Below are 22,862 nucleotides of genomic sequence, written 5' to 3' on the forward strand. Positions count from 1 at the left end.
AAATCGGCAAATGCCGACTATTTAGTGGTTCTCTGGTCGTTGAGCCACCAGATGTAGGGTGGCGCCCCGGTCAGGCCCAGGTGTCGTGCTTGCGGGTGGGCTTGAGCAGCGGCACCACCAAAGCCAGGATCACGCCCAGCAGCACCAGGCCTGCGCCCAGCAGCATGAAGTCGGACTCCTTCTTGGCTTCCAGCCGCTCCTTTTCCGCGGTCAGTACTTCCACGTCGTTGCGCAGGCGCTGATTGACCTCCTGCAGTTCCTGGTTGCGCTCTTTCAGGGAAATGGCGTTGGCGGAGATGGACTTGATTTCCCGGAGCTCCTCTGCGAGTTCTTCCGAGCGATTCTCCAGCCGGCTTTCCGCGTTGGCCAGTTCGTCTCGCTCGGCCTGGGTCTGCTGCAGGGTCTCCCGCACGCTGGCGAGCTCATTGCGGGTACGCTCCAGCTGCTGCTGTGCGGCCGCCAGGCGATCCCGCGCAATGGGTTGCTCGCTCAGGTAGCGGCTGACGATCCAGCCCTCGATACCGTCCGGGGTGCGGACGCGGCTGTAACCGGACTCCGCGCGCTCCAGCAGCTCGACGGGGGTGCCGCTGCGCAGGCCGTTATGGAGGATACGGTATTGCGTGCCTTCACCACTGCGGACCGGCGCGTAAAGGGTGTCGTCGATGTAAACGGTCTTGGCCTGCAGGGGCAGGCAGGTCGCGAGCATAAGGAGCAGGGCAGTCAGGCGGATAGGTGTCACTGAGTCGGTTCCCGAGGTACTAACTAAAAGTAGAGCCGCAATTCTGGCACAGTTGCGGGGTCAATCAAGAAGGCTGTGATTACAAAACGCTCATTCTTGCACCCCGATGGGGCACTGCCGTCAGGGCAGTACCACCTTGAAGGGCTTGACGGTCACCGTCTTGTACACGCCCGCCGCCAGATAGGGGTCGGCATCGGCCCAGAGCTTGGCCGCTTCCAGGGAATCGAACTCGGCAACCACCAGGCTGCCGGTAAAACCGGCATCTCCCGGGTTCTCGCTGTCGATTGCCGGGTGCGGCCCGGCCACCAGCAGGCGGCCCTGGCCTTTGAGGTCTTCCAGGCGCTGCAGGTGGGCAGGCCGGGCGGATTGCCGCAGGGGCAGGCTGTTCTCAACGTCTTCACTGATGATGGCGTAGTACATGGATGCTTGAGCGCTCCTTCTGTCGGGTTGGGACGCCAGCTGTTAGACTGCTGGCTCGTCTACGGCGGAGCCAGGGCTCCGCGCTACCGGTTCTGGATATCCCGTGACTATACCGCAAGCCCGCCTTACCTGCATCGACCTGCATTGCCACAGCCGCGCCTCCGATGGCGCCCTGACGCCCACTGAACTGGTGGCCCGGGCCAGTGAGCGGGGTGTGACCCATCTGGCGCTGACCGACCACGACACCCTGGATGGCCTGGCGGAGGCCCGCAGCGCGGCGGAAGAGGCGGGCATCGAGCTGATCAACGGCATCGAGCTGTCCTGCCAATGGAAGAGCCAGACCATTCACGTGGTGGGTCTCGACTTCGATGCCCGTGCTCCGGGGTTTGTCGCGGCCGTGGCGGAGCAGACCGCCAATCGCTGGCGCCGGGCCGCGATGATTGCGGAAAGGCTGGAGCGGCTGAAGGTGCCGGACCTGCTGGACCGGGCCCGGGCGTTGGCCGATGGCGACGTCCCGGGGCGGCCCCATTTTGCCAAAGCATTGATCGAGGCCGGTGTAGTGAAGGACACCAACCAGGCGTTCAAGCGTTACCTGGGGACCGGCAAACCGGGGGATGTGAAGGCTTACTGGCCGGCGCTGGAGACCGTGGTGCAGTGGATTCTGGATGCAGGCGGCGTCGCCGTCCTGGCGCACCCCCGCAAGTACAAGCTGACAGCCACCAAGCTTCGGGCGCTGGTGGGGGACTTCCAGCGTGCCGGTGGCCAGTCCCTGGAAGTGATTACGTCCGGCCAGTCCAGTGGTGATCTGGGTTTTCTGGCGGAGCTCTGCCGGCGTGAGGGCCTGTGGGCCTCCCAGGGCAGTGATTTTCACTTTCCCGGTGCGCCCTGGTGTGAGCTGGGCAGGATTCCGGCCCTGCCTGAGGGCCTGGTGCCGGTCTGGCAGCATTTCCGCCAGCCCGTGGCAGGTCAGTCGGCCGCGATCAGCCGGTAGGGAGCGCGGCCGCGTGGTTTATTCGGGGGCGTGGAACAGCAGATAGAGATCCGTCAGTGAATCCGGAATGGCATCCGCCATCTGGTTCGACAGCTTCTCACTGTTACGTACCCGCTGGAAGTCCTCGTCCTCGAACAGACCGGACAGCGCCAGCATGGGCACCAGCAAGTCCGCGGTCTCGGCCTCGTCGGCCCTGAGCCAGGCATCCTCCTGCTCCAGGAAGGTGTCCACGAAGCCGGCACACCAGTTTTCCAGGGCGTTCATTGGGTCGCCATCCTCAGGCTCCGGAAGCTCCAGGGCCTGGCCCATGTCCAGCGAATTCGCCAGGTCCCGGGACAGACGGTTGACCAGTGCCCGGAAGGTCTCCGGCACGCCGTCCTCCGGCAGTTCGTCCTGGCCGGTGGCGAGGCGGAACATGGTTTCCACCGAGACCGGCTCGGGGCCCACCACGCTGGCGCAGACCACACCGTGAAGACCAAAGAAATCGAGGGCGTCATCGCCCCAAGGCTTGGCAAACAGAATGTCCTCGAGGGACTCGATTTCCGCGTTTGTTAACATCATAAAGCTCCTGGCGTAATGCCGTGGCGATGACTGGCGGGGGAGGCCGTGGCCTCCCCCTGGTGCATCATTCTAGCTCTCAGAACGCTGGGCGTCCTGCTTGGCCGTGTCATCGTCCTTCGCCTCGTCGGCGCTGCGGGCCTGGGCCTTGCGCGCCGCTTCGGCCGCCTGCTGGCGCTTACGCACCTCGCGGGGGTCGTTGTAGGCGCGTCCCGGGGTCGTGCCCAGGGAGTCCGCAGCCTGGGGGGCCGGCTTGGGAGTTTCCGCCTTGGCGCTATCCGCAGGCTTTGCCGCTGGCGTGGCCTGGCCGGTTTCAGCCGCGGGCTTGGCCGCCTCGGTGTCGCTGGAGGCCGGTGCCTTGGGGGCTTCCGCTTTTACCGGCTTGGCATCTGCCGGGGCGTCCGCCGGCGGCTGCTTGGCCGCGGGCGCCGGACGGGTCTCGCCGGTTGCCTCCGGCTGGACCGGGGCCTTGGCCGGCTCGGCAGGCGGCTGGGCCGCGGGCTTCTCGGCCTTGGCCTGGTCGCTGTCGGTGCCCTGGTCGGCGGCGGGCTTGCGACCACCCCGTGGCCGGCGTGGCGCCCTCTCTGCTTTTTCCGGAGCCTTTTCGGTGCGCTCAACCTTGGCGCCGCCTTCGGCAGCGTCGCCACCTTCGGCTTTGGCCGTGGTGTCGGTGCTTTCGGTCTTGGCGGCCGGCTCGGCACGTTCAGACTTGGCGGCCTTGGAGGTGTCTTCCGGCTTGTCAGTCTGCCTGGTGGCCTGCGGCGCGGTTGCCGCCGGCTTCGCCTCTGCCTGGGCAGGCTTGTCGCCGGCTTCGGGCTTGGCGGTCTGGTCATCGGCCGCCTGGGCTTCCCGCGCCTTGGCGGACTCGGCAGCCTTGCTCTCGTCTGCCGACTCGGGCTTCTGGCTTGGCGCTTTCGCGTCCCGCTCCGGTCGTGCCGGCTTGTCCTGCTCGGGGCGGCGCTGGGGAGCCTCCTGGCGGGACTGTGCCGCGGTATCGGCCTGTTCGGCGTCGGCCTTCCGGTCTGCCGGCTTGCTGGCCGGGGTTTCTACCGGTGAACCATCGCGGTTGCGCTGGCGACGGGGCCGGCGGCGCTTCTCATCACCTCCGGACTGGTCACCGCGAGTACCCTGATCCTTTCTGGCTGGGGCGCTCTGGTCCTTAGCGTCCTTGCCGTCCTTGCCGCTCTCGGCTGCAGTAGTTGCCTGTTGCGGTTTGCGATCCTGGTCCCGACCGCCATTACGGCCGCCGTCGCCGGCCTGGCCACGGCCACCCCGGTTGCGGCCACCGCGGCCCTTGCCGCGCTCACCGCCGCGGCTGTCGCCGGACTTGCTATCGTCACTGCGGTTGGCCGAGCGTTCGCCGCCCTGGCCGCCGCTGCCCTGGCGCCGTTCACCACTGCGCTTGCCGGCCGGACCCTCGTCCCGTGCGACGCGGGATTTACGACGCTCCTGGCGGTCCTGGCTGCGACGGTCGGACTGGCTGGGCCGGGCCGGGCGCTCGCTCTCGCCTTCGGCGCCTTCGCTCTGCTCACTGCCGAAGAAGTTGGAAATCTTGCGGGAAAGCTTGCGGAACAGGCCCTCCTCCTGGCTCTCCGGGGCAGGGGTGCTGGTGGTTGACGCCGCTGACGGTGCCGGCGCACTGGGCCGGATGGCCTTCACAGCGGCTTCCTCGCGCACCACCTCCTTGGCGGTGGCGGCTTCGCCGGCGTCCTCGTCCGGGGCACTGTACTCATGGGCCACGTGGTAGCTGGAGGTGCGCTCGGAGCCGATTTCATCTTCCCGCATACGGATGATTTCGTAATGGGGCGTGTCCAGGTGCGGTGCCGGGATGACCAGGATGGTCACTTCCTGGTCTGCCTCGATGTCGGCAATCTGCTTGCGCTTCTCGTTCAGCAGGAAGGTGGCCACCGGGATGGGCACGATGGCCCGCACTTCTCCGGTCTTGTCCTTGGAGGACTCCTCGTAGATCAGGCGCATGATGCTCAGGGCCAGCGACTCGATGCCGCGGATGGTGCCCTGGCCGTTACAGCGTGGGCAGACTTCGCTACGGGTCTCGCCCAGGGATGGCCGCAGCCGCTGGCGTGACATTTCCAGCAGGCCGAAGCGGGAAATCTTGCCCACCTGTACCCGGGCCCGGTCCAGTTCCAGCGCCTCGCGGACTTTCTGTTCCACCTCGCGCTGGTGTTTGGCGGGGGTCATGTCGATAAAGTCGATGACGATCAGACCGCCCATGTCCCGCAGCCGCAGCTGACGGGCAATCTCCTCGGCCGCTTCCAGGTTGGTCTGGAGCGCGGTTTCCTCGATGTCGTGACCCTTGGTGGCACGGGAGGAGTTGATGTCGATGGACACCAGCGCTTCGGTCGGGTCGATCACGATGGAGCCGCCGGACGGCAGTTTTACTTCGCGCTGGAAGGCCGTCTCGATCTGGCCTTCGATCTGGTAGCGGCTGAAAAGGGGAATCTCGTCCTGGTACAGCTTGATCTTGTTCTCGAAGCTGGGCATGACGGCACGGACGAAGTTGAGCACGTCCTCATAGACCACGTCGGAGTCGATCAGTACTTCGCCAATGTCCTGGCGCAGGTAATCCCGCACTGCGCGGATGATGACGTTACTTTCCTGATGGATCAGGAAGGGCGCCTTACGCTCGCCGGCGGCCTGGGTAATGGCCTCCCAGAACTGCACCAGGTAATCCAGGTCCCACTGCAGCTCTTCACTGGTGCGGCCGATACCGGCGGTGCGGACGATGATGCCCATGGATTTGGGCACCTGGACGCCGTTCATGGCGTCCTTGAGCTGGGCGCGCTCGTCACCCTCGATACGGCGGGAGATACCACCGGCGCGGGCGTTGTTAGGCATCAGCACCAGGTAGCGGCCAGCCAGGGAGATGAAGGTGGTCAGTGCGGCGCCTTTGTTACCGCGCTCCTCCTTGTCCACCTGAACAATGACTTCCTGGCCCTCGGAGACGACTTCCTTGATGTTGACCTTGCCTTCGATCTGGCCGGGAGACTTGCGGAAGTATTCCTTGGCGATTTCCTTCAGCGGCAGGAAACCGTGGCGGTCGGCGCCATAGTCCACGAAGGCAGCTTCCAGGCTGGGTTCTACCCGGGTAATGCGGCCCTTGTAGATGTTGGATTTCTTCTGCTCGCGGGAGCTGGATTCGATATCGAGGTCAAACAGGCGCTGACCATCAACCAGGGCGACGCGCAACTCTTCAGGGTGAGTTGCATTGATGAGCATTCTTTTCATGGAAAGAAGTGTTTCCTGTCGTTAAATGAGACAGAAAACCAGACTGGGGGCATCTGCGAAGCAGAACGTGCATGCGGCCGCGAGCCCTTCAGGCTGCGGCCAGACGAATCAGATGGGGGCGGAAAGCCGGCCCGCTCGTCCGAGGTAACCGCAGACTGTCCGGCTGCCCGTTGGCAGGGGATGGTCCTTGGAAGTCAGTGTCTGTTGACGCATGGTGTCCGATGTCAATTTCACGCGGGTCCCTGGGTCTCACGTCGTAGTCGTAAGCTGGACGGCCCGGTCCTGCGTGATAGTAATGATTCTTCGCGATATCGCCCGTCGGTTTTCCGTACGGTTTTATAATCTCTTCCGACCCCGTGCCTCGCCTGTTAAGCGGCTGGCCGGTGACCTCCGGAAGGGTTTTTGACGCTGTGGCGGGTCATGTTAGCGCCGCCGGCGTTCAAACTCTCTGATAGTGTCGGTATACTTCTGCCGCTTCGGCGTCAGGCAATGTGGCCCGGCCGTAGACAATTAAAGAAGCACTCGGAATATAACAGCATTCCGCAGCCTCATCAATCCCGTGCGCCGGGCTCCGGCGTACGCATCATCCGGGGTGTCATGACCAGTTCCAGACCAGGCCAGAAACAGCGTCACGGCAAGCCCGGGCAAACCCGGCCCGAGCCCGCAGCCGACACCGGCTTCCGCAGTGAAGTGCAGTGGCTGACGGTGGACCCGGATACCGCCGGCCAGCGGCTGGACAATTTTCTCATGGCTCGGGTCCGCGGCGTGCCCCGCAGTGTCATCTATCGGGTCATCCGCAAGGGCGAGGTGCGTGTTAATAAGGGCCGGGTACGGCCGGACACCAAGCTCAACGCCGGCGACCAGGTCAGGGTGCCGCCCATGACCCAGAAGGCGCGGGAGGAAAAGCCCGCCCCCGGCAGCCGGGTCCAGGGCGTGATGGAGGCGGCGGTGGTGTTCGAGAACGCCGAGATGCTGGTGGTCAACAAGCCCTCCGGCATTGCGGTCCATGGCGGCAGCGGTCTGGACTTCGGGCTGATCGAGGTGCTGCGGGCCGCCCGTCCCGACGCCCGCCTTCTGGAGCTGGTGCATCGCCTGGACCGGGACACTTCGGGTCTGGTGATGGTGGCCAAGAAACGCTCGGCGCTCCGGTTCCTGCAGGAAGAGCTGCGCCAGAAGCGCATCCGCAAGCACTACCACGCTCTGGTAGAGGGTGACTGGCCGGCGGCCGTAACGGCGGTAGATGAGCCGCTGCTGCGCTACGAGCTGCCCAACGGTGAGCGCCGGGTGCGGGTGGATGCCGCCGGCAAGGCGTCCCGAACCCTGTACCGGGTACTGGCGCGCTACCAGGGCTACAGCCTGATGCAGGCCTCGCCGGTGACCGGCCGGACCCACCAGATCCGGGTGCACAGTGCCCACTGCGGGCATCCGATTGCCGGTGATGACAAGTATATGGATGATAGCGGCCAGAAAGCCTTCCGTGCCGCCGGCGGCCAGCGCCTGATGCTGCACGCCCGGGCCCTGGAGCTGACGCTGCCGGGCAGCGGCGAGCCCCTGAGTCTGGAAGCGCCCTACGACGATGCCTTCGCAGCCGTCATTGAGCGTCTGGAGGCGCGATCCGGCAGCCCGGATTGAGGCATTGGGGTAACAGCCGGCGGGTGCCGGGTCCGAGAACGAACAGGAGTAAAGAGGTTGAGCGGTTATGGCAGTCAAGGTCGCCATTTTTGATTGGGACGGTACCCTGGTGGATTCCGTGGAGCACATTGCGGACAGTCTGCACCAGGCGGCAACGGAGCTCGGCTACCCTGCGCTCGAGCGTGCAGCCTATCGCAACATTATCGGCCTGGGCATCGAAGAGGCGCTGGAATCGCTCTATCCGGGTATCACCCGGGCCGACATGCAGGCGATGCGGGAGGGCTACGGCCGCTACTTTTTCACCAAGGCCACGACACCCAGGGAGGTGTTTGCCGGCGTGACCGAGATGCTGGCGGATTTGCGGGGGGCCGGACTGGGCCGTGCGGTCGCCACCGGCAAGAGTCGCCGTGGCCTGGACAAGGCCCTGGTGAGCAGCGGCCTGGGGGTGCATTTCGACATTACCCGCTGCGCCGACGAGACCCGCTCCAAGCCGGACCCGGCGATGCTGGGCGAGATTCTCCGGTTCTACCGCATCGAGCCCGATGAAGCGGTGATGATCGGCGACACCATCTACGACATGGAGATGGCTCAGCGCATCGGCATGCCGGCCATCGGGGTGGAGTGGGGCGTTCATGACCAGGACACCCTGGCGGCCTTTGGTCCCAAGGCCATAGTCGACAGTATGGCGGACCTGCGCCGGGCGCTGGAGCTTCTCTAGCACTATTCTTCCAACGCCTGCCCCGCGGCAGGCCCAGTCAACAGTCCAGGAGCGAGTGGCCAATGTCAGAATGGGATTCGGAACCAAAGCCGGGCTGGAATTCGCCCACCGCGCCGAGCGAAAAATCGTCCGGCGGATCCGGGGAAAAGGCCAAGGCCAAAGAATGGCGGCTGATAGAGAAGCTGGTGATGTCCATGCAGGCCGAGCAGCGCCGCAGCCGGCGCTGGGGCATCTTCTTCAAGCTGCTGACGTTCGTCTACCTGTTTGCGCTGTTCTTCATGCTCAAGTCGCCTTTCGAGGAGGGTCTGTCCGGTGTTGCCACCGATCACACGGCGGTGATCGAGGTCAGCGGGCCCATTGCGGCGGAAACCGAGGCCAGCGCCGACAATATCATCGCTGCCCTGAGGGAGGCTTTCGAGAACCCGGCGGCCAAGGCGATCGTGCTGCGCATCAATAGCCCCGGCGGCAGTCCGGTCCAATCCGGTTACGTCAATGACGAAATGGAGCGCCTGCGGGAAAATTACCCTGACAAGCAGGTCTATGCGGTGATCATGGACATCGGCGCCTCCGGTGCCTACTACATCGCGGTAGGCGCGGACCAGATCTACGCCGACAAGGCCAGCCTGGTGGGCTCCATTGGCGTGGTGTCCGGCGGCTTTGGTTTCACCGGCATCATGGACAAGCTGGGGATCGAGCGCCGGCTCTACACCGCCGGTGAGAACAAGGGCTTTCTGGACCCCTTCCAGCCGGAGGAGCAGGAAGAGGTGGCTTTCTGGAAAGACGTGCTGGCCAACACCCACCAGCAGTTCATCGACCAGGTCCGCGAGGGCCGGGGCGATCGCCTGGCGGACGATGAGCGCCTTTTCAGCGGCCTGCTCTGGACCGGGGAGCAGGCCATGGGGCTTGGCCTGGTGGACGGACTGGGCAGCACCGGTTACGTGGCCCGTGAAGTGGCCGGTTATCCGGAGACCGTGGACTACACCCGCCGCGCTTCACCGTTCCAGGATATTGTCGACCGCTTTGGTGTGGCTCTGGGCAGCGGCGCCGCCGAGGAGCTGATTCAGTCCCGGCTCGAGTTGCGGTAAGCGACGGCCAGCAGATCCAGGCCGTTTTCCTGCAGAAGGTCGATCAGCGCCATCAGGGGCAGCCCCACAAGGGTGTTGGGGTCCCGCCCCTCCAAGGCCCTGAAAAGGCTGATGCCGAGCCCCTCCATCTTGAAGCTGCCGGCGCAGTCGTAGGGAGTTTCGGCCAGCAGGTAATGTTCGATGTCCCGGTCGCTGAGGGTCCGGAAGTGGACCCGATAGGGTTCACAGAGGCTGGAAATCCGGCCGCTGGCTGAGTCCAGCAGGGCCAGGCCGGTATGGAAGGTCACCGTCTCGCCGCTGCTTCGGGCCAATTGGCGACGGGCATTCCCGTGGTCTCCCGGTTTGGACAAAAAGGTGCCATCCGGCAGAGTCGCCACCTGGTCGGAGCCAATGATCCAATGGGCCGGAAAGGCTTTCTGCAAGGCCCGGGCCTTGTTCCGGGCGAGGCGCTCGGCCAGTTCGGCGGCCGGTTCTCCCGGGCGGGGCTGCTCATCGACATCCGGGCTGGCGCATTCAAACGCAAGACCGAGCCTGGCCAGCAGGGCCCGGCGGTAGGGTGAGGACGAGGCAAGCACAAGGGGTTTGACGGTCATGGGGTCGATTCCTCCGGTTACTGGCCATGGTAAACGCCGGTGCGATCAAGATCGATCCATGGTGCTATGGCGTCTTTATCTCGGTAGAAACCCCTAACCGGTGCCCGGGTTGCGTATTTGGCGGACGAATCCTTTGACAGCGCCCTGCCAGGTCCCTAAAATTGCGCGCCTATGTCAAACGTGCCAAACGCCGAGTTGCCCAAGACCGTCGATCCTTTTCGACTGGCGGAGCAGAACAGCACGCTCGAAGGTTTTGTGCCGGTGAGCGCGTTGAGCCGTTTTGCCGAGGTTATCCTGGCAGCCAGCTCATCCGAGCCCGCGCAGCAGTGCCAGGTCAGGCTGACATTTGGCAAGGACGAAGAACGGCGCCGGATCGTCGACGGAGAGCTGGAAGCCGAGGTGATGCTTGAGTGCCAGCGCTGCATGAAGCCGATGGCCGCCACGCTGGAGTCCAGCTTCAGGCTGGGACTGGTGACCACCGACGAGCAGGCGCAGAATCTGCCCCGTGACCTCGAGCCGTTTCTGACGGAAGACTTCAGTGTCAATCTCTGGACACTGGTAGAGGACGAGTTGCTGCTGGTGCTGCCGCCGTTTCCGTTGCACGAGCGGTCCGACTGCCAGGCAACAGAGGTGCTCGAAAGCTTTGAACCGGACCCCGACGAACCGGATCCGGCCGAGGAAAAGCGCGAAAATCCGTTCAGCGTACTGGCGGACTTGAAAAAGAACAGGCATTGAATCAGGAAGTTTCGGGCGGGATTGCAGTTGCTGACGGAACTTTGTTTTTTTTAGATCAGTTTGAAAAAGGTCAGGAGTACTTACCATGGCTGTACAGCAGAACCGAAAGACCCGCTCCAAGCGCGGCATGCGTCGCTCCCACGACGCCCTGAGTGCGCCGGCACTGTCCACCGACAGCACCACCGGTGAAGTGCATCGTCGTCACCACGTGTCGCCGGATGGCTTCTACCGTGGCAAGCAGGTCATCGAAGCGCGCGACGAGTAATCGTGCCGCCACGCCACTCATTGACCGGATGGGTTGAGCGGTGAAAACCGTTACCCTGGCCCTGGATGCGATGAGTGGCGACCTCGGGCCGTCCGTGGTGGTTGCCGCGGCGCTGAGGGCAGTGGATGAGAACAAGGCCTTGAGTCTCATACTGGTGGGTATCCAGCATGAGCTCGAGGCCTTGCTGCGTTCTGGGCATCCCCGCATTCGGGTGGTTGCCGCCACGGATGTAGTGCGCATGAACGAGCGCCCCTCCCACGCCCTGCGTCACAAACAGAATTCCTCCATGGCGGTTGCGCTGCAGATGGTGCGGGACGACATCGCCCAGGGTTGCGTCAGTGCCGGTAACACCGGTGCGCTCATGGCGTTCGGGCGAAGCATCCTGCGGATGTACCCGGGCATCGAGCGGCCCGCCATCACCAAGCTCATTCCCTCCCTGCGCGGCCGTTGCCATGTGCTCGACCAGGGCGCCAATGTCGACGCCAGTGCCGAGAATCTCTACCAGTTCGCCCTCATGGGTTCGCTGATGTCCTCCGCCATCAACAACCTGCATGAGCCCCGGGTGGCGCTGCTGAACGTGGGCGAGGAGGAGATCAAGGGCAACGAGCAGGTTCGCCTTGCCTCCCACATGCTGGCCCAGAGCGACACCCTCAACTACATCGGTTACGTGGAGGGCAGCGACCTGTTCCGTGACGTGGCGGACGTGGTGGTTTGCGACGGTTTTGTCGGCAACATTGCCCTCAAGACCGGCGAAGGTGTGGCCGGCCTGTTGATAGAGCTCATGGAGCAGGCCTTCAGCCGGGGCCTCTACGGCCGCCTGGTAGGCTGGCTGGCGCGCCCGATCCTGGGCCGCCTGTTGCGCCTGATGGACCCCTCCCGCCATAACGGCGCCAGCCTGCTGGGGCTGCAGGGCGTGGTGATCAAGAGTCACGGCAACGCCAACGAACGTGCCATGCTGTCCGCCATCCGCCAGGCGGTGCAGGAAGTTGAGCTGGAAGTGCCGCGGCGGATCAACGAGCGTCTTGACGACCTTCTGATGTAACCCGCTCGCGGTTACAGCCAGTGAGCACAATCGGCCACAAATGCTACCTTGTACTATTGGCTAATCTCCCGTAACCGACAATCACGTTAAGATCGCGCTCATGAAATCAGCCTTTATTTTTCCAGGACAGGGATCACAGAGCGTCGGCATGCTCGCTGCAGCTGCCGAGCAGTGGCCCATGATCCAGAAGACCTTCTCGGAAGCCTCCCAGGTGCTGGGCTACGACCTCTGGCACCTGTGTCAGCATGGCCCGGAGGAAGAACTCAACCAGACCACGGTGACCCAGCCGGCGCTGTTGACCGCCAGTGTGGCGCTGTGGCGTCAGTGGTTCATGGCCGACGGCCGTCAGCCCGACATGGTGGCCGGCCACAGCCTGGGCGAGTACACCGCCCTGGTGGCTGCGGAGAGCCTCAACTTCCTGGATGCGGTGAAACTGGTCCGCCTGCGCGGCGAGCTGATGCAGACCGCGGTGCCCGCCGGCGAAGGCCGCATGGCCGCCATTCTCGGCCTGGACGACCAGCAGGTGATTGACGCCTGCCGGGAGGCGGCCGGTGACCAGGTGGTCTCGGCGGTCAACTTCAATGCCCCCGGCCAGGTGGTGATTGCCGGCAACGCCGCCGCCGTGGAGCGCGCCATAGAGGCCTGCAAGGCCGCCGGCGCCCGCAAGGCCATGCCGCTGCCGGTCAGTGTGCCTTCCCATTGCGCCCTGATGAAAGGCGCGGCCAAGGAACTGGCGACGGCGCTGGACGAAGTTAGGTTTAACGATGCTGTCATCCCGGTTGTCCAGAATGTCTCCGCCACTGCGGAAAAGAGCCGTGACGTGCTCAAGGCAAACCTGGTCAAGCAGCTGTATTCTCCCGTACGCTGGACCGATTGCGTTCAGGCCCTGGTGGCCGAAGGCGTTGGTCAGGCCGTGGAGTGCGGCCCCGGCAAGGTGCTGGCGGGACTGGTGAAGCGTATCGACCGTTCGCTGCCGGTCCACAACCTGGAGACGCCGGACGCCATGAAACAGACATTGGACGAACTGGGCAAGGCCTGACACCCCCATTCATCAAAGCATAAGGAAGCGAGCGATGTCTCTTGAGGGCAAGACCGCACTGGTCACCGGAGCTACCCGCGGGATCGGTAAGGCAATTGCACTAGCGCTGGCCGGGCAGGGTGCCCGGGTCGTCGGCACCGCCACCAGCGTTGACGGTGCGGAGTCCATCACAGCGGCGTTCAAGGATCATGGCGTTGACGGTCTTGGCATCGTCATGAACGTGGCGGACAGCGACAGCGTGGAAGCCGGCCTCAAGCAGGTGGTCGAGTACGGCGGTGCGCCGCTGATCCTGGTGAACAATGCCGGCATCACCCGCGACAACCTGCTGATGCGGATGAAAGACGAGGACTGGTCGGCGGTGATCGATACCAACCTCAACAGCGTCTATCGCACCAGCAAGGCGGTCCTGCGTGGCATGGCCAAGGCCCGTTGGGGTCGCATCATCAACATCAGTTCCGTGGTGGCCGGTATGGGCAACCCCGGACAGTTCAATTACTGTGCCGCCAAGGCAGGCGTCGAGGGCATGACCCGCAGCCTGGCCAAGGAAATGGGTAACCGTGGCATCACCGCCAACTGCGTGGCGCCCGGATTTATTGATACCGATATGACCCGAAAACTGGACGAAGGTCAGCGTAACGCTATGATGGAAGTCATACCCGCGGGTCGCTTCGGTGATCCCGGTGAAGTAGCAGCGGTGGTGGCTTTCCTGGCTTCCGATGCGGCAGGTTACGTGACCGGTGAAACCATCCACGTCAACGGCGGTATGTACATGGGGTAGCGCAGCGCGCAAGCCCTTATGGCACAAGACTTTAGAAATGTACCCCTGCTTGTTTGCGGGTGGGGATTAAACTAAACTGGCAACCCCATTGTTGCTTGGTTGACATCAAAGTGAGGAAATTATGAGTACAGTTGAAGAGCGCGTTAAGAAGATCGTTTGTGAACAGCTGGGCGTTAAGGAGTCCGAAGTTCAGAACACATCTTCTTTTGTAGAGGACCTTGGCGCTGACTCACTGGACACCGTTGAGCTGGTCATGGCACTCGAAGAAGAGTTCGAAACCGAGATTCCTGACGAGGAAGCCGAGAAGCTGGCCAGTGTTCAGGACGCGATCGACTACATCGTCGCGCACACCTGATACTCAGCTCCACGTTATTGCCAAGCAGAAGCCGTCCTGACGCACAACCGGGGCGGCTTTTTTATTGGTGTGAAGAGCATGGAATCTATGATTGGCGAATGCCGCGGGGCGGTCCGCCGGAGTGTGGACGGCACCGGGTACAGGGTTAGGTGAAACGCATTATGGCTGAACGACGTGTTGTCATAACGGGTCTGGGCATGCTGTCTCCGCTGGGGAACGACGTGGCGACCTCCTGGGAAGGAATCAAGGCAGGCCGTAGTGGCATAGGCCCGATCGAGCGCTTCGATACCGAAGGTTATAACACCCGTATCGGCGGCGCTATCCGCGGCCTGGACATGGAGCCCTATCTGTCCGCCAAGGATGCCCGCAAACTGGATGCCTTTCTCCAGTATGGCCTGATTGCGGCCCAGCAGGCGGTGGAAGACAGCAAGCTCAACGATTTCGAAGGTCTCGACAAGGAGCGGGTGGGGGTTGCCATCGGCTCGGGAATCGGCGGCCTGGAATTCATTGAACGCAACGTCCTGATACTGGCGGAAAGCGGACCGCGAAAGGTATCGCCTTTCTTCGTACCGGCGTCGGTTATCAACATGATCGCCGGCAATGTGGCCATCCGCTTCGGTTACCAGGGGCCCAACATCGCCATCACCACGGCCTGCACCACCGGCACTCACAACATCGGGTACGCCGCCCGCACCATCAAGTACGGTGATGCCGACGTGATGCTGGCCGGCGGCTCCGAGATGGCCACCACGCGGACCGGCATTGCCGCCTTTGCCGCGGCCCGGGCCCTGTCCACCCGCAATGACGAGCCGGAAAAGGCCAGCCGGCCCTGGGACACCGACCGGGACGGTTTCGTGCTCAGCGACGGCGCTGGCGTACTGGTGCTGGAAGAGCTGACACACGCCCGCAACCGTGGTGCCACCATTTATGGCGAGGTGGTGGGCTTTGGCATGAGTGACGATGCCCATCACATCACCTCGCCGCCGGAGCAGGGCGAGGGCGCCCAGCGCTCCATGCGTAACGCTATCCGGGATGCCGGTATCGAGCCGGGCGCCATCGATTACATCAATGCCCACGGTACCTCCACCCTGGTGGGCGACCTGGCGGAAGTGGCGGCGGTCAAGGCGGTGTTTGGCGACGATGCCTACAAGCTGGCCATGAGCTCCACCAAGTCCATGACCGGCCACCTGCTAGGTGCGGCGGGGGCGGTGGAAGCCATCTTTTCGGTGCTGGCACTGCGGGAAAGTGTGCTGCCGCCCACCATCAACCTGGACAATCCGGCCGAAGGCTGTGACCTGGACCTGGTGCCCCACAAGGCCCGGGACGCCTACCTGCGCTATGCCCTGTCCAACTCGTTCGGTTTCGGCGGCACCAACGGTACCCTGATTTTCCGGCGTTTCGAGGACTGATCGCAGCAGTGGCGGAACTGATCTGGACGGATGAGGCCGGCATTGCCGCCGACGACCGCGGCCTGGCCTATGGTGATGGTCTGTTTGAAACCATCCGTATCCGTTCCGGCCAGGCGACCCTGGCGGCCCGCCACTGCCAGCGTATGCTCAGCGGCGCCAGCCGCCTGGGCATCCCCTTGACGCAGGCAGAGCTGGAAGCGGCGCTCGACGCCGCCTGTCAGCGCTATCAGCGCCCCGAGGACTGGGTTCTCAAGGTGATCCTGACCCGGGGCAGTGGCGGCCGAGGTTACCAGCCACCGGCTGACTGCGCTCCGCGTCTGATCCTCAGCTGCCATGCGATGCCGCCGCTGCCCCCGCCTGAGGGTGTGGTAACGGCGGTCTCCACCATCCAGCTCTGGGTCAATCCGGCTCTGGCTGGACTCAAGTCGCTGGCTCGCCTGGAGCAGGTCCTGGCCGCCGAGCGCATGCCGGCGGACTGCTACGAAGTGCTGATGACGGGCCCCGCCGGTCAGCTGCTGGAAGGCAGCCGCAGCAACCTGATGCTCTGGCTGGGGGATCACTGGCTGACGCCGGCCGCCGATACCCTGGCGGTGGCGGGAGTGATGCGGGAGCGGCTGATCGACTACCTGCGGGACCGGGGCGACGAGGTGCGCGAGGGGCCGGTGAGCATGAGTCTGCTGGGGTCGTCGGAAACCCGGGGCCTGGTGCTGATGAACAGCGTCGTCGGCGTGGTACCGGTTCGCAGCCTGAACAGCCTGCAGTTGCCTGTCCCCGAACAGCTTGCGACAATCGACAGCGAAAGTCTCTTCACGGAAAAGCGCGTTTGATCAAATCCCTACTTATTGCCCTCAGTTGCCTGGGTGTGCTGGTACTGACCGGCTCGGGCCTGTGGGCCTGGCAAGGTCTGCAGACCCTGACCACGCCCCAGGACTTCGACCAGCCGGTGCTGTTCGAGGTGCCCGCCGGAACCGCCTTCGACCGGGTCGCCCGGCAGCTGGAAAGCGAGGGCCTCACCAAGGACAGCCTCTGGCTGCGTCTGCACGGTCGGCTGTATCCGGACCAGACCCGGGTCAAGGCCGGCGAATACGAATTTACCCCCGGCATGAGCACACTGCAGATGCTTGCCATGATGGTGCGGGGCGACACCAAGAGCTGGAGCGTGCAGTTCATCGAAGGCTGGCGGTTCAGTGACATGCGGGTGGCATTGGCGGCGCACCCGGAACTGGAGCAGGTCACCGCCGACTGGACCGACGAGCGCATCATGACGGAGCTCGGCGCCGAGGGTGAACACCCGGAAGGGCGCTTTTTCCCCGACACCTACCTGTTCAAGAGCAGCGACAGTGACCTGGATATCCTGCGCCGGGCGTTTGAACGGATGAACCGGGTGCTGGCGGAGGAGTGGGCCAAGCGCGACGAGGACCTGCCCTATGACTCGCCCTACGAGGCCCTGATCATGGCTTCCATCGTCGAAAAGGAAACCGGCGCCGCGTTTGAGCGGGACCAGGTGGCGGGTGTGTTTGTGCGCCGGCTGCGCCGCGGCATGCGGCTGCAGACGGACCCGACGGTGATCTATGGCATGGGCGAGGCCTACCGGGGCGGCATCAGCCGCCGGGACCTGCGCACTCCAACGCCCTACAACACCTACCGCATCAGCGGTCTGCCGCCCACCCCCATTGCGCTACCGGGCCGGGAGGCGATCCACGCCGCCCTGAATCCGGGCGAGGGTGAGGCACTCTATTTTGTCGCCAAGGGCGACGGCACCCACAAGTTCTCCAAGACGCTCGAAGAGCACCAGAAGGCGGTCAGGGCCTATCAGCTGCAGCGTCGCTCGGATTACCGCTCAAGCCCGCCACCGGAGTCCGCCCAGCCATGATGGAGCCAGGCTTGTTCATCACCTTCGAGGGCACCGAGGGCGTCGGCAAGTCCACCCAGATCCAGGTGGCGGCCAGGGCCCTGGAAGATGCCGGTGTACCGGTGCGGGTCACCCGAGAGCCCGGTGGTACCCCCATGGCGGAAGCCATCCGGGAACTGCTGCTGAGCCCGCGGGACGAGCCGGTCCACGAGACCACCGAGCTGCTGCTGATGTTCGCGGCCCGGGCCCAGCACCTGGAGACCCTGATCCGGCCCACGCTGGCCCGGGGTGAATGGGTATTGTGCGACCGCTTCACCGACGCCACCTTTGCCTACCAGGGCGGCGGTCGCGGTGTTGCCGAGAGCCGTATCGCGCAGCTGGAAACCCTGGTGCAGGGCGAGTTCCGGCCCGACCATGTGGTGCTTCTGGACGCGCCGGTGGACATCGGCATGGCAAGAGCCCGGCACCGGGGCGAGCTGGACCGCTTCGAGCAGGAGAAACTGGATTTTTTCCAGCGTATCCGTCAGTGCTACCGTGATCGTGCCGGGCGCGATCCCGGCCGTTATAACCTTGTGGATGCCACCCGGCCGCTGGCGGAGGTGAGTGGCGAGGTGTCAGGACTGATGCAGGCTCTGGCGGCCTCGTCCCGGCGCTGAGTCAGCACAGCCACGCCCCACGACCGTGCAAGCAGGCCCCCAGTCTGCTTTAATGGTGGCAGATTGTCTGCCGGAGAGCTTCTCGCCTGCCATGTTGCAAGCCCGCGTCATGAAACTGCCGGAATCAGCCCGGCACCATTGCCATGAGCACCACCAGCTGGTGATCGGGGTGCGTGGCGAGGCGGAAATGAGCGTGGGCAGTGTGGGCTCCCGCCTGAATACCCGGAGTGCCTGCCTGGTTCCCACCGAAGCCGACCACGATTACAGTGGCAATGCCGGCAACCACGTCCTGGTCATCGATCTCGACCCCCATCTGCCGGCCCTCAACAACCCGGGCCACAGTGACTACGAGCGCCTGGCGCCGCTGTTCGACCGGCCCCGGGTGATGACCTTCGACAGTCACCTGCAGAACCTGGTGCAGCTGTGCGCCGGCGAGTTCTCACGGGCGCCGGAAAATGGTGCCATGCACCGGCACCTGGCGGCCGGCATCATGCACTGCATGTCGGAACGACTGGAGCGCGAGCCGCGGATTCCGGCCCGTCACACCTTCAGCCCGGACAGCATCCGGCGCTACGTGCTGGATAACCTCCATCGCAAGATCACGGTCAGTGATCTGGCCGGCGTGGCCTGTCTCAGCGTCAGTCGCTTCCACGACATGTTCCGCGCCATGACCGGCGTTACGCCGCACCAGTTTCTGTTGAGAATCCGGCTGGAACAGGCAATGCGGCTGATCACCGGCACCAGCCTGACGGTGGCGGAAATCTCCTTCCGCACCGGTTTCTCCAGCCAGAGCGCCCTGACCAACGCCCTGCGCAAGCATCGCGGGATCACCCCCTCGGCGTTACGCATCCACCGCTGATGGCGGTCATTGTCCTGAAAAGCCGAAAGATATGGAGTACCACCAGATGATAGGAAACAACGTCGGCGTAACGATGACCTTCCTGCTGTACATCGTGATGATGCTGGCGGTGGGCTACATTGCCTACAAACGCACCACCAATCTCTCGGACTATATTCTCGGCGGCCGCAGCCTGGGTCCGCTGCCGTCGGCGCTCAGTGCCGGCGCCTCCGACATGAGCGGCTGGCTGCTGCTGGGGCTGCCGGGCTATGCCTACGCCGCCGGCTACGAGGCGGTCTGGATTGCCGTGGGCCTGCTGGCGGGCACCTGGCTCAACTGGCTGTTCGTGGCCCGGCGCTTGCGGACCTACTCCCTGTCCGCCGGCGATTCCCTGACCCTGCCGTCCTATTTCGAGAACCGCTTCGAGGACCGGTCGCGGATCCTGCGGGTGGTGTCGGCGTTTTTCATCCTGCTGTTCTTCCTGTTCTACACCTCCTCCGGCCTGGTGGCCGGGGGCAAGCTGTTCGAAACGGTGTTTGGCCTCGATTACAGCACCGCGGTCATCATCGGCACCCTGGCGGTGGTGTCCTACACCTTCTTCGGTGGCTTTCTGGCGGTAGCCTGGACCGACGTAATCCAGGGCCTGCTGATGTTTGCGGCGCTGCTGCTGGTGCCTGTCATGGCGATCAACGTCGCCGGTGGCTGGGGCGCCACCCAGGATGCCATGACGGCGCTGAACCCCGAGCTGCTGGATGCCTGGACCGACACCGAGGGTAACGCACTGGGGGCCATCGCGATCCTGTCCCTGCTGGGCTGGGGCCTGGGCTATTTCGGCCAGCCCCACATCCTGGCCCGCTTCAAGGCCATCCGCAGCGAGGCCGATATCCCCGCCGCCCGCCGTATTGCAGTGATCTGGAGCGGCCTGGGCCTGTTCGGCGCGCTGATGGTGGGGTTTGCCGCCATCGGCTATTTCCAGACCCCGCTGGAGGACGGCGAACGCGCCTTCATGCTGCTGGTGGATGCCCTGTTCCATCCGGTCATTGCCGGCATCCTGCTGGCCGCCATCCTGGCCGCCATCATGAGTACCGCCGACTCCCAACTCCTGGTGAGCTCGTCGGCACTGGCGGAGGATTTCTACAAGGCGCTGTTCCGCAAGACAGCCTCCCAGGTGGAGCTGGTCTGGATCGGTCGCCTGGCGGTGGTGGCGATCGCCGTCATTGCCACCGCCCTGGCCTTCGATCCGGACAGCAAGGTGCTGGAGCTGGTGTCCTATGCCTGGGCAGGCTTTGGTGCTGCCTTTGGCCCGGCGCTGATCCTGTCCCTCTACTGGAAGCGCATGACCCGGCTCGGAGCGGTGGCCGGCATCCTGGCGGGCGGTGTCACAGTCGTGGTGTGGGGTAACCTGTCCGGCGGCATTCTGGACCTGTACGAGATCATTCCGGGCTTCATCCTCGCCACGGTAGCCATCGTGGTGGTGTCGCTGCTGACCCCGGCGCCCTCCAGCCGGATCCAGGCGGGCTTTGACAAAGGTATCCGCAGCAGCTGACCGCTGCGGCCAGACTGCATACCGGGGGGCGTCGGATAACGCCCCTTTTTTTATTGTGCTCCGGCCCCTGCGGGCCAATGGGGCGAGCGGGTCAGACATAGGTCTAACCGGGATGGCTATTCGTGGCGGGGAGGGGAGCAGGGGGCTATTCTCAATAGGCATCACTCACAGTCCAAGCCCACAATAACAAACGAAAAAGGAAAGGATGTCATGTACAAGAAGCGATTTCTGAGCTCCGCCGCCGGCCTGCTGCTGGCCGCCGCGGTATCCTTCCCCGGGGGTGCGCAAGCGGAAGGCAACTACGTCATGGGCACGGCCACCACCGGTGGCACTTATTACCCGGTGGGCGTGGCCATCTCCACCCTGATCAAGGTCAAGCTTGAGCCAACCAGCAATATTTCCCTCTCCGCCATCAGTTCCGCCGGCTCCGGCGAGAACCTCAAACTGATGGACGAGGGCCAGATCCAGTTCGGTATCCTTCAGGGTCTTTACGGCGCCTGGGCCTGGAACGGCTCCGGCCCGGTACCCAAGGCCTACAAGAACCTGCGGTCGGTCTCCATGCTGTGGCAGAACGTGGAGCATTTCGTGATCCGCAAGGAGCTGGCGGAGACCGGCACCATCGCGGACATGACGAATCTCTACGGCGAGAGCTTTTCCATCGGCGCCCGCAATTCCGGTACCGAGGGTTCGGGGCGCTTCATTCTCGGCAAGCTGGGTGTGGACCTGGACAAGATGGACATTGCCTACCTGGGCTATGGTCCCAGCGCCGATGCCCTACAGAACGGCAACATCGACGGCATGAACATTCCCGCCGGCGTGCCGGCCTCGGCGGTGACCCGGGCCTACGCCAACATGGGTGAGGAGATCACCACTCTGGATTTCACCGCCGAGCAGCTGGCCCAGGTGAACGCCGAGTTTGAACTCTGGACGCCCTACACCATTGCACCGGAAACCTATCCCAATCAGCCCGAGGCGATCGAGACCATCGCCCAGCCCAACATCCTGTCGGTGCGGGCGGATGTGTCCGAGGACGACGTCTACCAGATCACCAAGACCATCTACGCCAACCTGTCGTTCCTCAACAACATCCACCCCGCCACCAAGGCCATGGCGCTGGAGAAGGCCATTGCCGGGCTGCCCATGCCCCTGCACCCGGGTGCCGCCCGTTTCTATCGGGAACAGGGCCTGGAGATCCCGGAACGCCTGCTGGCGGAGTGACGCCAGTAGGGTGAGGTTCGGGAGCCGTCGTGGTGTGCCACGGCGGCTAGCGTCAACCAGCGAGCCGGTATTGCCCGGCTTGCGTTCTCGTGGGATCGGATGTGAGCCAAGCACAACCAACACCGGATGAGCCGGGCGAGTCGCTGGAGAAAATCCGGGAAGAGGCCGTCAGGGAAGCTGCGGAACGGGTCGAGCACCCGGTGATCGGCCGTGCCATCTATGCGCTGGCAATTGTCACGGCCCTGAGCCATCTCTACTTCAATACCCTGTCCACGCTCTCGGAACTCTGGATCTCGGGTCTGCATTTCGGTCTGTTCGGACTGCTTTGTGCGCTCACCATTCCGATGGTCCGGGCCCGCTCGGCAGCCGGTCAGCGCCTGGTGTTCGGCCTTGACCTGTTGCTGGGCCTGGCGGCGATGGCCTGTGCCTTCTACCTGATCGCCTTTGAGGATGCGCTCTACCAGCGTGGCGTCAATTTCTCCACCGCCGACTGGGTGGTATCGGTGACCGCGGTCTTGCTGATCCTGGAGTTTGCCCGCCGCACCACCGGCTGGTTCATTCCGGTGCTCTGTGCCGTGGCCCTGTCCTACGTGGCCTGGTGGGGACAGTATGTGGACGGCCTGTTCAATTTCCCTGGCCTGAGCTGGGAGACGGTGCTGTTCCGGGCCTACATGGGAGGCCAGGGCATGCTGGGTTCCATCGCCCGGATTTCCTGGACCTACGTGTTCATGTTCATCCTGTTCGGCGCCTTCCTGGTCAAATCCGGCGCCGGCGATTTCATCGTCGAACTGGCCCGCTGTGCCGCCGGCCGGTTTGTCGGTGGCCCCGGTTTCGTGGCGGTGTTCTCCTCGGGTCTGATGGGCTCGGTGTCCGGCTCCAGTGTGGCCAACACCGTGTCCACCGGGGTTATCACCATTCCACTGATGCGCAAGGCCGGCTTCCCGGCACGGTTTGCCGCCGGAGTGGAAGCCGCGGCCTCCACCGGCGGCCAGCTGATGCCACCGGTGATGGGGGCAGGGGCCTTCATCATGGCCTCCTACACCCAGGTCTCCTACGTCACCATTATTGGGGTGGCCGCCCTGCCGGCGCTGCTGTACTTCCTCTCGGTGGCCATGTTCGTGCGCATCGAGGCCAAGCGCAGCCACGC

23 protein-coding genes are annotated in these 22,862 nt (G+C 64.2%); 18 read left to right on the plus strand and 5 right to left on the minus strand.

Annotated features, from left to right (window positions below):
• Positions 1 to 70: 70 nt before the first annotated feature.
• A complete protein-coding gene (locus R3280_RS02055) occupies positions 71 to 706 on the minus strand; it encodes a TIGR04211 family SH3 domain-containing protein (RefSeq protein ID WP_318996914.1) in 636 nt (211 codons plus the stop codon).
• Between the two features lie 153 nt (positions 707 to 859).
• Positions 860 to 1,159 (minus strand): YciI family protein, encoded by a 300-nt coding sequence (locus R3280_RS02060; RefSeq protein ID WP_318996915.1) that lies wholly within the window; start codon positions 1,157 to 1,159, stop codon positions 860 to 862.
• Positions 1,160 to 1,262: 103 nt separating this feature from the next.
• Between R3280_RS02060 and R3280_RS02065 the strand changes: the two genes are divergently transcribed.
• Positions 1,263 to 2,150 (plus strand): PHP domain-containing protein, encoded by an 888-nt coding sequence (locus R3280_RS02065; protein ID WP_318996916.1) that lies wholly within the window; start codon positions 1,263 to 1,265, stop codon positions 2,148 to 2,150.
• An 18-nt stretch (positions 2,151 to 2,168) separates the two neighbouring features.
• Here R3280_RS02065 and R3280_RS02070 read toward each other — a convergent pair whose 3' ends face one another.
• Both R3280_RS02070 and R3280_RS02075 read right to left on the minus strand, forming a co-directional pair.
• Positions 2,169 to 2,708 carry a YecA family protein gene (locus R3280_RS02070; protein ID WP_318996936.1) on the minus strand — a complete coding sequence of 180 codons (540 nt, stop codon included), beginning with the start codon at positions 2,706 to 2,708 and terminating at the stop codon, positions 2,169 to 2,171.
• Positions 2,709 to 2,780: 72 nt separating this feature from the next.
• Complete coding sequence (locus R3280_RS02075) at positions 2,781 to 5,954, minus strand: Rne/Rng family ribonuclease (RefSeq protein ID WP_318996917.1); 3,174 nt, start codon at positions 5,952 to 5,954, stop codon at positions 2,781 to 2,783.
• Between the two features lie 597 nt (positions 5,955 to 6,551).
• Here R3280_RS02075 and rluC point away from each other — a divergent pair.
• The 3 genes from rluC (at position 6,552) to R3280_RS02090 (ending at position 9,389) form a co-directional block, all read left to right on the plus strand.
• Positions 6,552 to 7,586, plus strand: a complete 1,035-nt coding sequence (gene rluC / locus R3280_RS02080) for a 23S rRNA pseudouridine(955/2504/2580) synthase RluC (protein ID WP_318996918.1) — start codon at positions 6,552 to 6,554, stop codon at positions 7,584 to 7,586.
• Positions 7,587 to 7,653: 67 nt separating this feature from the next.
• Positions 7,654 to 8,304 carry an HAD-IA family hydrolase gene (locus R3280_RS02085; protein WP_318996919.1) on the plus strand — a complete coding sequence of 217 codons (651 nt, stop codon included), beginning with the start codon at positions 7,654 to 7,656 and terminating at the stop codon, positions 8,302 to 8,304.
• A gap of 62 nt (positions 8,305 to 8,366) precedes the next feature.
• Positions 8,367 to 9,389: a S49 family peptidase gene (locus R3280_RS02090; RefSeq protein WP_318996920.1), complete on the plus strand. Its 1,023-nt coding sequence runs from the start codon at positions 8,367 to 8,369 to the stop codon at positions 9,387 to 9,389.
• On the opposite strand, the gene R3280_RS02095 is transcribed toward R3280_RS02090, so the two are convergent.
• A complete protein-coding gene (locus tag R3280_RS02095) occupies positions 9,365 to 9,982 on the minus strand; it encodes a Maf family protein (RefSeq protein WP_318996921.1) in 618 nt (205 codons plus the stop codon). The genes R3280_RS02090 and R3280_RS02095 overlap by 25 nt on opposite strands.
• Positions 9,983 to 10,153: 171 nt before the next feature.
• On the opposite strand from R3280_RS02095, the gene R3280_RS02100 reads away from it, so the two are divergent.
• The 14 genes from R3280_RS02100 to R3280_RS02165 all read left to right on the plus strand — a co-directional run.
• Entirely contained in the window at positions 10,154 to 10,717 is a 564-nt protein-coding gene (locus tag R3280_RS02100) for a YceD family protein (protein ID WP_318996922.1), read from the plus strand.
• A gap of 85 nt (positions 10,718 to 10,802) precedes the next feature.
• A complete protein-coding gene (rpmF, locus tag R3280_RS02105; protein ID WP_318996923.1) occupies positions 10,803 to 10,982 on the plus strand; it encodes a 50S ribosomal protein L32 in 180 nt (59 codons plus the stop codon).
• A 40-nt stretch (positions 10,983 to 11,022) separates the two neighbouring features.
• On the plus strand, positions 11,023 to 12,024 hold the full coding sequence (plsX, locus tag R3280_RS02110; RefSeq protein WP_318996924.1) for a phosphate acyltransferase PlsX: 1,002 nt from the start codon (positions 11,023 to 11,025) through the stop codon (positions 12,022 to 12,024).
• A 100-nt stretch (positions 12,025 to 12,124) separates the two neighbouring features.
• Complete coding sequence (fabD, locus tag R3280_RS02115; protein ID WP_318996925.1) at positions 12,125 to 13,063, plus strand: ACP S-malonyltransferase; 939 nt, start codon at positions 12,125 to 12,127, stop codon at positions 13,061 to 13,063.
• Between the two features lie 34 nt (positions 13,064 to 13,097).
• The gene (fabG, locus tag R3280_RS02120) at positions 13,098 to 13,841 is read left to right on the plus strand and encodes a 3-oxoacyl-ACP reductase FabG (RefSeq protein ID WP_318996926.1); all 744 of its coding nucleotides are present in this window, start codon (positions 13,098 to 13,100) and stop codon (positions 13,839 to 13,841) included.
• Between the two features lie 121 nt (positions 13,842 to 13,962).
• Positions 13,963 to 14,196 carry an acyl carrier protein gene (gene acpP / locus R3280_RS02125; protein ID WP_007154069.1) on the plus strand — a complete coding sequence of 78 codons (234 nt, stop codon included), beginning with the start codon at positions 13,963 to 13,965 and terminating at the stop codon, positions 14,194 to 14,196.
• A 161-nt stretch (positions 14,197 to 14,357) separates the two neighbouring features.
• Positions 14,358 to 15,605 (plus strand): beta-ketoacyl-ACP synthase II, encoded by a 1,248-nt coding sequence (fabF, locus tag R3280_RS02130; protein ID WP_318996927.1) that lies wholly within the window; start codon positions 14,358 to 14,360, stop codon positions 15,603 to 15,605.
• 8 nt (positions 15,606 to 15,613) lie between these two features.
• Positions 15,614 to 16,432 carry an aminodeoxychorismate lyase gene (gene pabC / locus R3280_RS02135; protein ID WP_318996928.1) on the plus strand — a complete coding sequence of 273 codons (819 nt, stop codon included), beginning with the start codon at positions 15,614 to 15,616 and terminating at the stop codon, positions 16,430 to 16,432.
• On the plus strand, positions 16,429 to 17,478 hold the full coding sequence (gene mltG / locus R3280_RS02140; RefSeq protein ID WP_318996929.1) for an endolytic transglycosylase MltG: 1,050 nt from the start codon (positions 16,429 to 16,431) through the stop codon (positions 17,476 to 17,478). Before pabC ends, mltG begins: the two co-directional genes overlap by 4 nt.
• Entirely contained in the window at positions 17,475 to 18,113 is a 639-nt protein-coding gene (gene tmk / locus R3280_RS02145) for a dTMP kinase (protein ID WP_318996930.1), read from the plus strand. Before mltG ends, tmk begins: the two co-directional genes overlap by 4 nt.
• A 91-nt stretch (positions 18,114 to 18,204) precedes the next feature.
• The gene (locus R3280_RS02150) at positions 18,205 to 18,972 is read left to right on the plus strand and encodes an AraC family transcriptional regulator (RefSeq protein ID WP_318996931.1); all 768 of its coding nucleotides are present in this window, start codon (positions 18,205 to 18,207) and stop codon (positions 18,970 to 18,972) included.
• Between the two features lie 46 nt (positions 18,973 to 19,018).
• Positions 19,019 to 20,497 (plus strand): sodium/proline symporter PutP, encoded by a 1,479-nt coding sequence (gene putP / locus R3280_RS02155; RefSeq protein WP_318996932.1) that lies wholly within the window; start codon positions 19,019 to 19,021, stop codon positions 20,495 to 20,497.
• Positions 20,498 to 20,707: 210 nt separating this feature from the next.
• A complete protein-coding gene (locus tag R3280_RS02160; protein WP_318996933.1) occupies positions 20,708 to 21,715 on the plus strand; it encodes a TAXI family TRAP transporter solute-binding subunit in 1,008 nt (335 codons plus the stop codon).
• Between the two features lie 101 nt (positions 21,716 to 21,816).
• On the plus strand, positions 21,817 to 22,862 hold a 1,046-nt coding region (locus R3280_RS02165; RefSeq protein WP_318996934.1), incomplete at its 3' end, for a TRAP transporter fused permease subunit.

The sequence above is a fragment of the Marinobacter sp. genome (assembly GCF_033722195.1).
Classification (GTDB): domain Bacteria; phylum Pseudomonadota; class Gammaproteobacteria; order Pseudomonadales; family Oleiphilaceae; genus Marinobacter.

What these genes read in the sequence shown, in the direction of transcription:
- R3280_RS02055 (WP_318996914.1), bottom strand. Translation starts at nt 706, where the DNA reads ATGCTCGCGACCTGCCTGCCCCTGCAGGCCAAGACCGTTTACATCGAC.
- R3280_RS02060 (WP_318996915.1), bottom strand. Translation starts at nt 1,159, where the DNA reads ATGTACTACGCCATCATCAGTGAAGACGTTGAGAACAGCCTGCCCCTG.
- R3280_RS02070 (WP_318996936.1), bottom strand. Translation starts at nt 2,708, where the DNA reads ATGTTAACAAACGCGGAAATCGAGTCCCTCGAGGACATTCTGTTTGCC.
- R3280_RS02075 (WP_318996917.1), bottom strand. Translation starts at nt 5,954, where the DNA reads ATGAAAAGAATGCTCATCAATGCAACTCACCCTGAAGAGTTGCGCGTC.
- rluC (WP_318996918.1), top strand. Translation starts at nt 6,552, where the DNA reads ATGACCAGTTCCAGACCAGGCCAGAAACAGCGTCACGGCAAGCCCGGG.
- R3280_RS02085 (WP_318996919.1), top strand. Translation starts at nt 7,654, where the DNA reads ATGGCAGTCAAGGTCGCCATTTTTGATTGGGACGGTACCCTGGTGGAT.
- R3280_RS02090 (WP_318996920.1), top strand. Translation starts at nt 8,367, where the DNA reads ATGTCAGAATGGGATTCGGAACCAAAGCCGGGCTGGAATTCGCCCACC.
- R3280_RS02095 (WP_318996921.1), bottom strand. Translation starts at nt 9,982, where the DNA reads ATGACCGTCAAACCCCTTGTGCTTGCCTCGTCCTCACCCTACCGCCGG.
- R3280_RS02100 (WP_318996922.1), top strand. Translation starts at nt 10,154, where the DNA reads ATGTCAAACGTGCCAAACGCCGAGTTGCCCAAGACCGTCGATCCTTTT.
- rpmF (WP_318996923.1), top strand. Translation starts at nt 10,803, where the DNA reads ATGGCTGTACAGCAGAACCGAAAGACCCGCTCCAAGCGCGGCATGCGT.
- fabD (WP_318996925.1), top strand. Translation starts at nt 12,125, where the DNA reads ATGAAATCAGCCTTTATTTTTCCAGGACAGGGATCACAGAGCGTCGGC.
- fabG (WP_318996926.1), top strand. Translation starts at nt 13,098, where the DNA reads ATGTCTCTTGAGGGCAAGACCGCACTGGTCACCGGAGCTACCCGCGGG.
- acpP (WP_007154069.1), top strand. Translation starts at nt 13,963, where the DNA reads ATGAGTACAGTTGAAGAGCGCGTTAAGAAGATCGTTTGTGAACAGCTG.
- fabF (WP_318996927.1), top strand. Translation starts at nt 14,358, where the DNA reads ATGGCTGAACGACGTGTTGTCATAACGGGTCTGGGCATGCTGTCTCCG.
- tmk (WP_318996930.1), top strand. Translation starts at nt 17,475, where the DNA reads ATGATGGAGCCAGGCTTGTTCATCACCTTCGAGGGCACCGAGGGCGTC.
- R3280_RS02150 (WP_318996931.1), top strand. Translation starts at nt 18,205, where the DNA reads ATGTTGCAAGCCCGCGTCATGAAACTGCCGGAATCAGCCCGGCACCAT.
- putP (WP_318996932.1), top strand. Translation starts at nt 19,019, where the DNA reads ATGATAGGAAACAACGTCGGCGTAACGATGACCTTCCTGCTGTACATC.
- R3280_RS02160 (WP_318996933.1), top strand. Translation starts at nt 20,708, where the DNA reads ATGTACAAGAAGCGATTTCTGAGCTCCGCCGCCGGCCTGCTGCTGGCC.